Genomic DNA, 13,666 nt, shown 5'->3' with positions numbered 1-13,666 from the left:
GAAAGTGAAGATTATATTTCCCATCATCAGGACTCCGGAAGCCTGAAAGAAAAATTATACAAATTCTTACAATCGTTCAACCTTCAATATAAAAAAACCATTCTTCTGGACCGGATCAAAAAGGGTTCCAGAGTTTTGGATTATGGCTGCGGCGCCGGAGAATTTGTAAAGTTTATAGAAAACGATTTCGAAACTTTTGGCTTCGAACCTGATGCCGATGCCAGAAAGGTTGCACAGAAAAAAGTCTCAAAAGCCCTGATTCTTGAAACCATCGAAAAGATAGAAGATCATAGCCTTGATGCCATTACTTTGTGGCATGTATTTGAGCATATCATAAACCAGGATGAGATGCTGGAAATATTTAACAGAAAATTAAAAGATAAAGGACTTCTTATCATTGCCGTTCCGAATCCTACTTCTTATGATGCAGAACACTACCAGGAATATTGGGCAGCCTATGACGTCCCGCGGCATATTTACCATTTTTCAAAAAAAGGAATGGAAAATTTAATTGCCCGAAAGCCCAATTGGAAAATGAGAAAAATAAAGCCACTCATACTTGATGCATATTATATTGCAATGCTTAGCGAAAAATATAAAAAATCACCTGTTTTTTGGCTAAAAGCGATCATTCACGGAACAATTTCCAACATAAAGGCCCTTTTTTCGAACGAATTTTCAAGTTTAATATATATTATCGAAAAAAAATAGAAAACGGATTTTTGGCATATTTATGAAGGTCAAATTCCTTGGATTTTACATTTAAAATTGAATACAGCCATCTTAAAGCCATTTGAGATGGCTTTGTATTGGGAAATGTACAGATGAAAAATGTATAGGAGATTCTCAGAGGGCTTGCATTCTGAATCCGCATCTGAAATGATCTGCCTTTGGTTCCTATACCATTCAACACTACTCCCCTACCCTGCTTTCAAATGTCACCGAACTTTTCCTGTAAGGTTCGGATCCTTATGATTCTTGTGTAGCCAAATTATTTTTTTTAAAAATTGTACAGCCTGATAATGTACCCGCCTTCTTCAGCCTTGTAAAAATTAAGGAATAAGATTCTGAAAAAATTTTTCACGGACTATATATTTCCAGGTCTTTGCATAAATGATCAGTTGTATCAGGAAAACTGCATGATCATGATAAGAATTAATAATTTCGAAGCCCGCAAAATTTCCTGCCACGAAATATGAAATTATTTCAGGAAGAAAACAAAAAGCGGCATTCTCATAAAAAAAGTCCACCGCTGTATAGCAGTGGACCTATTCTAATAAAAAAATATTTTATTTATTAATAGCGGCAACGCCGGGAAGCTCCAGCCCTTCAAGACTTTCAAGCATTGCCCCGCCTCCGGTAGAAACATAGCTTACTTTATCTTCATATCCGAACTGCTTCACGAACGCAACGCTGTCTCCTCCGCCAACCAGAGAGAAAGCTCCCTGTGCAGTCGCCTCGGCGATGCTGTCTCCCAAAGCAACAGTTCCCGCAGAAAAATTGGACATTTCAAAAACTCCGATCGGCCCGTTCCATAGAATGGTTCTGGAATTAAGAAGGACATCATTGAACTGATCTCTTGATTTAGGCCCTGCATCCATCCCCATCCATCCTTCAGGAATCGAGTAAATATCAGATTCTTTTCTTTCAGCATCATTGCTGAAGCTTTCTGCAATCATGACGTCAGACGGCAGGTAGACCTTAACATTATTCTCCTTGGCTTTCCCTAAAATCTCAAGTGCCAGGGAAAGTTTATCTTCTTCCACCAGTGAGGTCCCGATTTTTCCACCCAATGCTTTAATGAATGTAAATGACATTCCTCCTCCGATGATCAGATTATCCACTGCAGGAAGGATATTTTCTATAATGGTGATTTTAGTTGATACCTTTGAACCACCTAAAATGGCAGTTACCGGTTTTTCGCCGCTTTTCAGTACTTTATCGATCGCTTCAAGTTCTTTTGCCATTAATAAACCGAAAAACTTAGTTGATTCAAAGAATTCAGCGATCACAGCAGTGGATGCATGGGCACGGTGAGCTGTACCGAAGGCGTCGTTAACATAAGCATCACCCAGCTGGGAAAGCTGTTCTGCAAAGCCACGGTCTCCTTTTTCTTCCTCGCTGTGGAAACGAAGGTTCTCCAACAGAAGGATTTCCCCCGGTTTCAGCCCGGATGCAGCCTGCTGGGCCTTCTCTCCGATGCTTTCTTCTACAAACTTGACCTCCCTGCCCAGGATTTCAGAAACGTCCGCTACAATATGCTTCAGCGAGAACTCGTCCTTTGCTTCCCCCTTCGGCCTGCCAAGGTGGGCCATAAGAATCACAGAACCACCATCTTGAAGGATTTTATCTACGGTAGGCTTTACCGCTGCAATTCTTGTATGGTCCGTTACTTTCAGCTGATCGTCTTGGGGAACATTGAAATCTACCCGTACCAGAGCCTTTTTTCCGCTGAAATTGAAATCATTGATTGTTTTCATAAATAATCTGGAATTTTCTTTTCACAAATGTAAGATTTTAAAATGTGGGAAGCGCAGAGGCCCGGGAAAAGTTTTCAGGAAGTTTTTCAGCAAAACTCCCGGCGACCCAACACCCAATAATCAACAATTTCTTCTTTCTTAAAAAAAAGAATACGGTATTGTTGTTGAGTGATGTGAATTTCGGGGATAACTTTAGGGCAAAAAGTTGATAACATGTTTTTTTTCCTGAATTCACATGTTATCGACAATATAAAAGACATGAAATCAGCTTTTTCACAGAGTTACTAACAAATATGGATAACTTTTCCCCAATTTTATTCTGAATAACTGATTTATGGAAAAGCCGCCGAATTCGTGCAAAAAAGTTTCCTGAACTTTTCGGGAGATTTTTCAGATTAAATTTCCATTACGAAATTTTTTAATACGGTAAAACAATTAGTTTTCCATACTTATCCACACTTATCCACAATCCTTTTCACATTTTACCCACGAACTGCTAACAAACTTTGTGAATATTCTTACCTTTGCAGAGAAATAAATCAAAAAGAGACTTAATAAAACGGTTATGAAACGAAAAATAGCTATCGCTGCTGACCACGCTGGTTTTGAATATAAGGAAATTGTTAAGAACTTTCTTTCAGAAAGGTTTGAAATTCAGGATTTTGGAACGTTATCCACAACGAGTGTGGATTATCCGGACTTTGTGCACCCCGCTGCAGCCTCTGTGGAGAATGGAGAGAATGAACTGGGAATCCTGATCTGCGGAAGCGGAAACGGTGTTCAGATCACGGCAAACAAGCATCAGAAGATCCGTTGCGCACTTTGCTGGATGCCGGAGATTGCAGCCCTTGCCAGACAGCATAATGATGCCAACATGATTTCTATCCCTGCAAGGTTCATTTCCAAGGAAGTTGCGATTGAAATTGCTGAAAAGTTCCTTTCTACGGACTTTGAGGGCGGCAGGCATCAGACCAGGGTTGATAAGATTGCTTATTGCTAAAATATAAAAGCCTGTAAATCAATTTACAGGCTTTATTTATTAATTTATTCGTATATTTGCATCATCTGATAAGCTTGTATTCTGTTATTCCGTCTAAACAGAAACAGCTAATTCTTTCTTTTTAAGATCCTGCCTATTCTTTTTACCGGTAACCTTTTAAACTATAAATTTAGTTATTATGTTATAGTTATTTATGAAATTGTATTTTCTCTTTTTATCTATATTTTTCGTTTCCGCCTCTTACGGGCAGATGACCAAATGGGATGAGTATATATATTGCCGGATTAAGGAAATGAAAACACACTGTCTGGAGAAGCCGTCTGAGATCATTTCGCTGATCCCGGAATCCTCTTCCGGAAATATATATGGAAGGTTTGAAGATTTCAGGGAAGAATTATCTTTATTTCAGATGGAAAAGATAAAGGGAAATATAAAATGTTACTCCAGAGACAGCATAGTGTACAATAGTGACCGGTCAAAAATACTGTATTCCTATAATGACCGTGAAGATCGTGCCTTCTATTATTTTCACATGCCTTATTACGTCTATAGAGGAACAGTTAAAAATCCGGAATTCCCTGAATCCAGCAGGTATGATTCAGCTTCCAGGAAAAACTATCTCCTGTTCTATAACAGGAAAGAGAAAACCCATCCTGGCTACGAAGCGTTTCATCACATTTTTAATGACGCAGGCACACTGATATATACTTTCCACCAGCATGGAAATGAATTCGATGAACTGACCTACAAAGAATACGATGAGTCTGAAATAAAGAATATTGAGGAAAATCCGGAAAAGAAAACCCGTATTTACAAAAACGGCAGGTTATATTCTGTAATAAAGATATACAGAGATTATAAAAATGGTGACAGGAAGAAGATAAAAACATTCAGAAACGGAAAATCCTATACGCTTAATGAAAATGGTGTTCCGGTTCTTACAGAATCAAAATTTAATAATGAAGACAGCTCCTGTGACTGTAAAAAAGGATTTATTACAAAAATCCGGTACCAGCCGGAAGGGGAATGTGAAAGACAGCTTATTTTTGATTAAATTTACAGATAGTATCCTGTATTCGTCTGCAATGAGTCAGCAGTGTATAAAATGCGATAGCATAAGCGGCCTGGCCGGAGATCATATCTGAAGTGGTAAATGTATCTCCAACATTATTTTGATGACCGACGGCTGATTCTTGTCCGGAGGGTAAGATGAAAGAAGATTACCTGCAAGAGAAAACGGAATGGCCGGATTTCTGATGCCAACACACATAATGAGCACAGATTTTGAATAAAAATTAAATACGGTTCCGTTCACACGGGCCGTTTAAAAGATGATAAACAGGAATAGTCCGGTAAAAGTAAATCCGGATGTCCGACAGATTAACCAATAGAAATAAAATGCCAAAAAAAAGAAAATATATAAGTCAGAAAAATGACAGCAAACTGCAGGAAATCGGAAGACTGATCCTGCGGTATATGAATCAGAATTCCACCAGGGTTTATAATTATAAGCAGATCGGGGATGGAATCGGTTACAAAAACCCCAGGCAGCGCGAACTGGTGGTCCAGTCACTCCACAAACTGCAGGCAGCAGAAAGGATAAAAGAGACGGAGAAAGGGAAATATATCATTAATCTTGATATTAAAGGAACCCTTACCGGGACCATTGACTTCAATCAGTCCGGAAATGCCTATGTTAGCGTAGAAGGGATGGAAAACGACATCTTCATCCACTCTAAGAATGTAAAGGATGCACTGCAGGGCGATAAGGTGCTGATTGTGACGTATACTTACAAAGGAAAGAAGACGGAAGGTTCGGTGCTGGAAGTACTGGAAAGAAACAGAACGGAATTCGTGGGGACGCTGCAGCTGGTTCCTCATAAGGATTTCGGTTTCGTAGTCTGCGATAAAAAATCCATCAATACCGATATCTTTATCCCGAAAGGAAAATTTGGCGGTGCCCAGGGCGGTGATAAGGTGATTGTAAAGATGACCGAATGGAGACCAGGGGATAAAAACCCGGAAGGCGAGATCATCCAGGTGCTGGGAGCTCCGGGAGAGCATGAAACCGAGATCCACTCCATCCTGGCAGAATATGGACTGCCTTATGAATTCCCTGAAGAAGTAGAACGGGATGCCGATAAGATCGACCGCAGCATCAATGATGAGGAAGTGGCAAAACGCTGGGACATGCGGGGCATTACAACATTCACCATCGACCCCAAAGATGCAAAAGACTTTGATGATGCCCTGTCCGTGAGAAAGCTCGATAACGGAAACTGGGAAGTTGGAGTCCATATCGCTGATGTTTCTCACTACGTGGTTCCGGGGACCATGCTGGATGATGAAGCCTATCAGCGGGCTACTTCGGTTTACCTGGTAGACCGGGTGGTACCGATGCTGCCGGAAGTGCTGAGCAACGACGTATGCTCGCTCCGTCCTCATGAGGATAAATTTACCTTCTCGGCCGTTTTTGAGCTTGATGACAACGCAAAGATCCACAAACAATGGTTCGGAAGAACAGTCATCCATTCAGACAGGCGTTTTACGTATGAAGAGGCACAGGAAAGGATTGAAGGAAAAGACGGTGATTTCAAGGAAGAGATCCTTATTTTGGACCGGCTGGCAAAAATCATGCGCCAGAAAAGAATTAAAGATGGAGCCATCACTTTTGACCGCAGCGAAGTACGGTTCAACCTTGATGAAAACAATGAACCGATCGGGGTGTATTTTAAGATCAGCAAAGATTCCAATCACCTTATCGAAGAATTCATGCTGCTGGCCAACAAAAAGGTATCTGAATTCGTTTCCCTGAACAAAAGAGGGGAAATCAGCCAGAATACCTTTATTTACAGGGTTCACGATGATCCGGATCCGGCCAAACTGGAATCCCTGAGGGAATTTGTTTCCACTTTCGGATATAAAATGGATCTTGCCAATACCAAAAAAGTAGCAGAGTCTCTGAATAAACTCCTGCAGGATGTCAAAGGAAAAGGGGAAGAAAATATGATTGAGACCCTGGCCATGCGGAGTATGAGCAAAGCGGTGTATTCTACCGAGCCGATCGGCCATTACGGACTCGGATTCGATTATTACAGCCATTTTACTTCTCCTATCCGTCGTTATCCGGATCTGATTGCCCACCGTCTGCTTCAGCATTACCTGGATGGAGGTAAATCACCGAATAAGGCTGAGCTGGAAGACAAGGCCAAGCATTGCAGTTCCATGGAAAGGCTGGCTGCCGACGCGGAAAGGGATTCCATCAAGTACATGCAGGTAAAATTCATGGAAAAACATCTGGGAGAGACTTTTACCGGTGTGATTTCCGGAGTTGCAGAATTTGGCTTTTGGGTGGAAATTCCTGAAAACGGTGCTGAAGGGCTGATCAAGCTCAGGGATCTGATGGATGATTCCTATACCTATGATGCGAAAACCCATGCGGTGTATGGAAACAGGCACGGAAAAAGATACCAGCTGGGAGACCAGGTTCGGATCCAGGTGGTGAAAGCAAATCTGACCCAAAAGCAGCTGGACTTTAAAATTGTCGATTAATACCAGGGCGAATAAGGCCTGAAAAAGAATAATAAATGGGCTACTGTATCAACTGTACAGTAGCCCGTTTTTTTTACAAGATTCATTACAGAGGATAGTACCTTTCCTAAGAGCCGGATTATCAGATAAGGCAGAAGAAGAATTTTTTAATTGAATTCAGGGAGAATTGAATAATTAAATCATAAAGTTTAAATTTGTAACAATGGAATGAAAATATTTTATTTTCATCTGAAAAACTTACCGGATGTTTGAACTTATTTTATCAGCCGTCGTACTGGGCTTTATGCTGAGCCTGGTCTTTATCGGGCCAATCTTCTTTCTCCTGATAGAAACCAGCTTTTCCAGAGGCCCGAAGCACGCTTTGGCACTGGATTTAGGGGTAATTTCAGCGGATCTTCTCTGTATACTTGCGGCGTATTATGCCAGTGCGGATATCGTAACACTCATTGATAAACATCCCGGTTTTTACAGGATTACTTCCATTCTCATTTTTGCTTACGGAATCGTGATGATGGTCACGAAAACCAAAATGCATATGTCGGGGGAGGAGAAATTCATCAGTCAGAATTACCTGAAAACCTTTATGAACGGCTTTTTTTTCAACCTTCTCAATGTAGGGGTCATTCTTTTCTGGCTGGTAACGGTCATCTCGGTGCGCAACCAGTATCCGGACACCGGCAACTTTATTTTATACATCAGTATTGTGATTGCCACCTATCTGGGCATAGATCTTGCCAAAATATTCCTGGCGAAGCAGTTCCACGACCGGCTGACCCAGAAACTGGCCAACCGGATCAGGAGGATTGTCGGTGGCATCCTGATTGTTTTCAGTTTCTTTATCTTCCTGCAGAGCTTCAAGAAATTCAACCAGTTTGATAAGCGTCTGGAAGAAGCCGAGAAAACCGAAGTAAAATACCAAAAGCGAAAATGAAAAAAATACACTTTCCTCAACCGCTTGCAAAAGGCGATAAAATAGCTGTCATTTCCCCGGCCGGAGCAGTAGAACCGGAACAACTGGAAAAAGGGATCGCCATGATCATCAACAATGGATATAAACCTGTATTGGGAGAACATGTTTATACCCGGTTTTCCAAAGGCTACACCTATGCCGGAACAGAACAGGAACGGCTGCAAGACCTCAGCTGGGCTCTGAACAGCAATGAAATTGCTGCAATATGGGCGTCAAGAGGCGGATACGGATGTCAGCATCTTATAAGCGGACTGAAAACCAAGGGTTTCAAAAAAAAGCCCAAATGGTATATCGGCTATTCCGATAATACGGTGGTCCAGAGTTATCTGCTGCAAAAAGGTTTTGCTTCCATCCATGGACAGACTGTAAAAACTTCCGGTTTCGGGGTGACGGAAGAAAGCTATGAACAGATTTTCGATATCCTGCAAGGAAAAAGCCTGAGCTATAGCCTTCCATCGCATTGGCTCAACAGGACAGGAACCATGGAAGGGCAATTGGTTGGAGGCAATTTAGCATTGATCTACGCCCTGCTCGGAACCGAATATTCATTCAAATTTAAAAAAAGGATTCTTTTCATTGAAGATATTGGCGAAAACTTTTATGCACTGGACCGGATGCTGATAAGCCTTGAACTGGCAGGTGTATTCGGAAAGATTTCAGGGCTTATTGTGGGTGGGATGACCAATATGGGGGATTCCAAAGAGAATGTACAGTACGAAGCCTCTTTTGATGAATTTGCCTATCAGATCATTGCAGACCGGATCGCAGCCTATGATTTCCCTGCAGTCTTCGGATTTCCGAACGGCCATATCCGGGACAACAGGCCCCTTATTATCGGTGGCAACGTGAAAATTGAGGCAGGAGATGAGGTTAGTATTGTCTGGTAATAAGCCGGAACATGCTTATCGTTCCTCAGCATAATGTAAAAGTCATCAGACGAAACCATAAACGGATTATTGGTTTAAACAATTTATAAAAACACAATACGGTACAGAAAATTATAAAGATGGCAACACATAATGATTTCGGAAAAATAGCGGAAGATCTGTCAGCAGATTTTTTGCAGAAAAACGGCTATAAAATCCTGGCAAGGAACTTCAGGTTTCAGAAAGCCGAAGTCGATATTATAGCGGAATTTAATGATCTGATTGTGGTGGTTGAAGTGAAAGCCCGTTCCACTGATGTCTTTATGCTTCCTCAGGAAGCGGTGACAAAAACAAAAATACGGTCCATTGTTTCTGCTGCCGATCATTATATGCAGGAGTCCGGAAGACAGGAGGAAGTCCGTTTTGATGTGATTACCGTACTTCCGGATGAACATAAAAAATTGGTTATTGAACACATCATCGATGCTTTTGAGGCATTTGACGCCGGATAGGAAGCATCATCAACTTTAAATAAACTTCAGCCGTATCAGTGGCTGATCTCATGAATTATGAAGACAATATTAATCACCGGAGCAACTTCCGGAATCGGTAAGGCTGCGGCAGAACTTCTGGCAGGACAGGGCAACAGGATCATCCTTTGCGGAAGACGGACAGAGGTACTGGAAGAGCTGAAAAGCCGACTTTCCAAGATAAGTGAAACATTCTGCTTGGCATTTGACGTACGGAATCTGGATGAAGTGGAGAAAGCTGTCAATTCTCTTCCTGAAGAATGGAGAAAAATTGATGTCCTCGTCAACAATGCAGGAAATGCACACGGGCTTGATCCGCTTTCGGCGGGTAAAACAGAGGATTGGGATTCCATGATCGACGGGAATGTGAAAGGGCTGCTCTACGTATCCAAAATGATTATCCCCGGAATGAAAGACAGGAACTCAGGACATATTATCAATATCAGTTCCGTAGCCGCACGGCAGACGTATGCCAACGGAGTGGTGTATTGTGCTACGAAAAAGGCGGTGGATGTTATTTCCGAGGGAATGAGGCTTGAACTTACCGAATTCGGAATTAAGGTAACCAACATCCAGCCCGGAGCGGTGGAGACGGATTTCTCAAAAGTAAGGTTCAAGGGAGATGCTGAGCGGGCTGCTACCGTTTATGCAGGTTATGAGGCATTGCAGGCAGAAGATATTGCTCATTCTATTGCCTACTGTATCAATGCACCTAAGCATGTCTGTATTTCCGATATGACCATCTACCCTGCTGCCCAGGCAGAACCAAGGACGATTTACAGGAAATAATCCCATCTCGGAATAATGCTGTAAATTTGTCCACACAGCTGCCGGATAGCTGTATCTTTAAATTTCTATATTCATGAAAATATTATATCTGGAAACCTCATCAAAAAACTGTTCGGTAGCGATATCGGACAGTGAAAAGCTATTGTGCCTTACGGAAGAGGTTTCTGAAAACTACAAACAGTCGGAAAGCCTGCATACTTTTGTGGAATGGGCACTGGAAGGCGCCGGCATTTCCATCAAAGATATCGAAGCCGTATCATTGGGAAAAGGTCCGGGATCATATACGGGCCTCAGGATCGGGGCAGCTTCTGCAAAAGGATTCTGTTACGGGCTCAAAGTACCTCTGGTAGCCGTAAATTCCATGGAAAGCATCATAGAGCCTTTTCTGGGCCAGGACTATGATCTTATAATCCCTTTGATCGATGCCAGGAGAATGGAGGTTTATACGGCTGTTTATGACGGTAAAACAGGAGAAGAACTGTCCGTTACCGAAGCAAAGATACTTGATGAATATTCCTTTCAGGAATACCATGGGCGTAAAGTGCTTTTTGCCGGGGATGGAGCTGCTAAAGCAAAAGAAGTAATACAGCTGCCGGATGCGGAATTCCTTCAGGATGTCTATCCTTCTGCCCAATATCTTATAAAAAGGACGCTTGAAAAAATCAGCCGGAACGAAGTTGAGGATATTGCCTATTTTGAACCTTTTTACCTTAAAGATTTCCATGGTGTAAAAAAGAAACCGTCCGTCCGGGAATGACATTTCGAAACGGAAAATCATAAAAAAAGCGAAGATTCTCAATCTTCGCTTTTCTTTTATTGTGGCTTTGCAGGTATCTGGTTCGCAGGCTGTGCCTGCTGGTTGCCCAGTCTTCTGCCCGGACGGTTGCTGTTGCCGCTGGAAGGCTGCATTTGCTGCGGGTTGCTCATCTGCATATTCCCCTGATCCTGCGGAACACCGATACCGTTAAATTGCTGGCCTGGCTGTTGAGGTATATACGTGTTGCCCTGCTGGGAGATGGCGTTCCCTTTATTATCCGTTGCCTGGAATGCCAGATCGGACTTCAGGTAATTCAGCATTTCCTTTGCCTTTTCGCCCTCCGGGGTTTTGGAATAATTCAGTGCAATCTGCTCCAGCTGAAGGATCATGACCTCTTTCCCACTCGATTTCCCTGAATTAAATGCATTCAGCAGATATAATTTCGGAACAAGCGCGTCTTTCGGATATTTCTGGATAGTCTGATCTATGATTTCCTTGCTTTCCCCGAACTTTTCAGATTCATACAGGGCAAAGGCCTGCTTGTACTGGCCTTCCACATCTCCTGAAGATTTAACGAAAGAGCTGCTTTTGGGGTTTCTGGCAAACTCTGCATAGGAAGTATACGGATAGTCTTTCAGGAGAATCTGTTTTGCCCGTTCTGCAGCCTGTGGATTTTTCAGATAGTTCATCGCAAAAATCTCATACAGGGCCTGAAGCATTACTTTTTCTTCCGGTTTTACATCCACCAGGTCATAAAGCGTTTTTGTTGCCAGAGGGGTATTGGTAAAATAATTCTGGTACATGACACCCAGTCCCAGAGAAGCGGTATCCCTGTCTTTTTTCAGCTGATCGAGCTTGGCCATATCGGTAGGCAGCTGTTCAATATAAAAAGCAGGCTCAAACCGTCTCGGGTTGGGAGCGGTTGTGGTTCCCAGTGCATCGTTTTTCATATCTTCAAGCGTAGCCATTTTCCTGGAAGACCTCCAGTTGTCTACGAGCGCCCGGTCGCCCCAGGTCTGCTTAAAGGTTTGGGTTCCTTTGGCTATCGTTCCGGTGTTGGAAAAGTAGAAACCTTTATTGGCCACTCCGAAATCCGCAAAAGAGGTAGAACTGTTGGCAAAAATAGACGTTGCGTTATAATCTCCGGTATCAAATCCTTTGCTTCTTTCCGCCCGCCTCCTTTCCAGTTCCTCTTTTTCTTCTTTTGCTTTGATTTTAGCAATATATTTTGAAAAATAATCGTTTTTCTGTTCCGGGGTCATCCTGGCAAGATTCAGGATGCTGTCGTTTTTCTTGATCAGGTAATAGTTCTTTGATATCTTCTTGATGTAAACCGACTGGTCTGCCAGCAGGGCTTTGGAAGGCTCATAGGTCATGACTGCCATCGCGGAATCATAATAGGCCCCTGCCCCGATATAATCATTCTTGTCCAGATAGCCTTTTCCGATCTCATAATACGCCAGTCCCCGGATCTGGCCGTCCGAAACCTTTTCCTTCAGTGATCTTCTGAAATATTCCTGGGCTTCGTCTTTTTTCCCGGCTTTATTGGCCATCAGTCCCAGGGCATAGTAGAATTCATTCTTTCGTGATCCGTAAGTCCCTTTTTTGCTGATGTCTTCCAGGTATTTCCGTGCTCCGCTGTAATCGCCGTTTCCATTGAAGGTTTTTGCGATTTCAATCTGGGATTTTACTTCAAACTCGAAATCATTGGCATATTTGTAAGCTGCCATAAAGCTTTCCCTGGCTTTTTCATTCTGGTTCAGGCTTTCCAGCACCTGCCCTCTCAGGTATGCGATCCGGCTTTTCAGCTTGCGGTTGCCGTTCAGTTCAAATGCATTATCCAGTTCCTTTACTGCTTCCTCTTTTTTACCGGCATCCAGAAGAGACTCCGAATAATAGATACTGAGCAGTTTTTCATAGTCTTTACTGATCTTTTCACCTTTTAATTTCACAAAAGCCTCATGCGCTTTCGTATAGTTTTTGATCTGGTCATACGCAAGCCCCTGGTAGATCCTGGCCAGCGGCAGCCTCTTGTCATCTTTCATATGGGTGAAAACATAATTCAGGGCATCCAGTGCTTCCAGGGATTTCCCCCTGTAGATTCTTGCCTGTGCAAGGATCATATAAGCATCGAAAATCTGTTTGTTCTTTTCTTCCCCGTGCTTGATGACGGAATATTTATTAATGGCTTTTAAAGCTTTTGCTTCCGCAATTTCAAGTGTACTGGCACCCTTTTGCTCAGCCTGTGATTCTCCGGTGGTATTTCCCTGTCCACCGGACATCAAAGAGTTTCCCGGCATCCCGGGAGGCATTCCCGGGGGGCCGCCTCTTCCGTTGTTTTGCTGGGGGCGGTTGACTTCTGCCATTTTCATGGAATTCTCGGCAAAGGCTGCAGACTGTCCCAGGTCACTTCCCAAAGGCTGGTCCTCGTAGGTAAGAATGGGAATATAAGGAGCATAAAAGTTGTCTTTGTGCGCCTTATCCCTGGTTTCAAACTCATTGTTCAGCGCATCTTTTGCATTAAACAACGTATTGTAGTATGTGGTAAACCCTTTCATGAACTTCGACCGCTGTTCCGGCTTCTTGGTTTTGGTGGCACAGGAAGCAACGACACAAAGAATTAAAAGGAATAAAATATTCTTTTTCATTATTTAATATAACTCGTTAAACTGCTTTTTATTATAAGCGGTTTGATTCCGGCCTGCAACTCGGCGAGCTTGCC

General features: G+C 42.6%; 11 protein-coding genes. 9 read left to right on the top strand and 2 right to left on the bottom strand.

The annotated features are described in order from the left end of the window. The coding region (locus tag QZ735_RS11970; protein ID WP_294248659.1) for a class I SAM-dependent methyltransferase at nucleotides 1-711 on the top strand (711 nt) is incomplete at its 5' end. 578 nt (nucleotides 712-1,289) lie between these two features. Here the strand turns inward: QZ735_RS11970 and pgk are convergent. Beyond that, nucleotides 1,290-2,480, bottom strand: a complete 1,191-nt coding sequence (gene pgk / locus QZ735_RS11965; RefSeq protein WP_294248656.1) for a phosphoglycerate kinase — start codon at nucleotides 2,478-2,480, stop codon at nucleotides 1,290-1,292. 565 nt (nucleotides 2,481-3,045) lie between these two features. Here pgk and rpiB point away from each other — a divergent pair. The 8 genes from rpiB to tsaB all read left to right on the top strand — a co-directional run bounded on the left by rpiB (nucleotide 3,046) and on the right by tsaB (nucleotide 10,944). After that, a complete protein-coding gene (gene rpiB / locus QZ735_RS11960; RefSeq protein WP_294248654.1) occupies nucleotides 3,046-3,480 on the top strand; it encodes a ribose 5-phosphate isomerase B in 435 nt (144 codons plus the stop codon). A 292-nt stretch (nucleotides 3,481-3,772) separates the two neighbouring features. Then, nucleotides 3,773-4,534 (top strand): hypothetical protein, encoded by a 762-nt coding sequence (locus QZ735_RS11955; protein ID WP_294248651.1) that lies wholly within the window; start codon nucleotides 3,773-3,775, stop codon nucleotides 4,532-4,534. A 344-nt stretch (nucleotides 4,535-4,878) separates the two neighbouring features. Further along, nucleotides 4,879-7,032 carry a ribonuclease R gene (gene rnr, locus QZ735_RS11950; RefSeq protein WP_294248662.1) on the top strand — a complete coding sequence of 718 codons (2,154 nt, stop codon included), beginning with the start codon at nucleotides 4,879-4,881 and terminating at the stop codon, nucleotides 7,030-7,032. Nucleotides 7,033-7,276: 244 nt separating this feature from the next. Next, nucleotides 7,277-7,963: a LysE family transporter gene (locus QZ735_RS11945; protein WP_294248646.1), complete on the top strand. Its 687-nt coding sequence runs from the start codon at nucleotides 7,277-7,279 to the stop codon at nucleotides 7,961-7,963. Further along, nucleotides 7,960-8,889, top strand: coding sequence for an LD-carboxypeptidase (locus QZ735_RS11940; RefSeq protein ID WP_294248643.1), 930 nt, complete (start codon nucleotides 7,960-7,962; stop codon nucleotides 8,887-8,889). The genes QZ735_RS11945 and QZ735_RS11940 overlap by 4 nt, the downstream gene beginning before the upstream one ends. Before the next feature lie 119 nt (nucleotides 8,890-9,008). Further along, nucleotides 9,009-9,380, top strand: coding sequence for a YraN family protein (locus QZ735_RS11935; protein ID WP_294248641.1), 372 nt, complete (start codon nucleotides 9,009-9,011; stop codon nucleotides 9,378-9,380). A gap of 57 nt (nucleotides 9,381-9,437) precedes the next feature. Next, nucleotides 9,438-10,187, top strand: coding sequence for an SDR family NAD(P)-dependent oxidoreductase (locus tag QZ735_RS11930; protein ID WP_294248640.1), 750 nt, complete (start codon nucleotides 9,438-9,440; stop codon nucleotides 10,185-10,187). 73 nt (nucleotides 10,188-10,260) lie between these two features. After that, on the top strand, nucleotides 10,261-10,944 hold the full coding sequence (tsaB, locus tag QZ735_RS11925; RefSeq protein ID WP_294248637.1) for a tRNA (adenosine(37)-N6)-threonylcarbamoyltransferase complex dimerization subunit type 1 TsaB: 684 nt from the start codon (nucleotides 10,261-10,263) through the stop codon (nucleotides 10,942-10,944). Nucleotides 10,945-11,000: 56 nt separating this feature from the next. Here the strand turns inward: tsaB and QZ735_RS11920 are convergent, their stop codons facing one another. Beyond that, nucleotides 11,001-13,592: a lipopolysaccharide assembly protein LapB gene (locus tag QZ735_RS11920; RefSeq protein WP_294248635.1), complete on the bottom strand. Its 2,592-nt coding sequence runs from the start codon at nucleotides 13,590-13,592 to the stop codon at nucleotides 11,001-11,003. Nucleotides 13,593-13,666 lie beyond the last annotated feature (74 nt).

It is taken from the genome of uncultured Chryseobacterium sp. (assembly GCF_913776365.1).
Taxonomy (GTDB): domain Bacteria; phylum Bacteroidota; class Bacteroidia; order Flavobacteriales; family Weeksellaceae; genus Chryseobacterium.
This window is presented reverse-complemented; position numbering and strand designations above follow the sequence as displayed.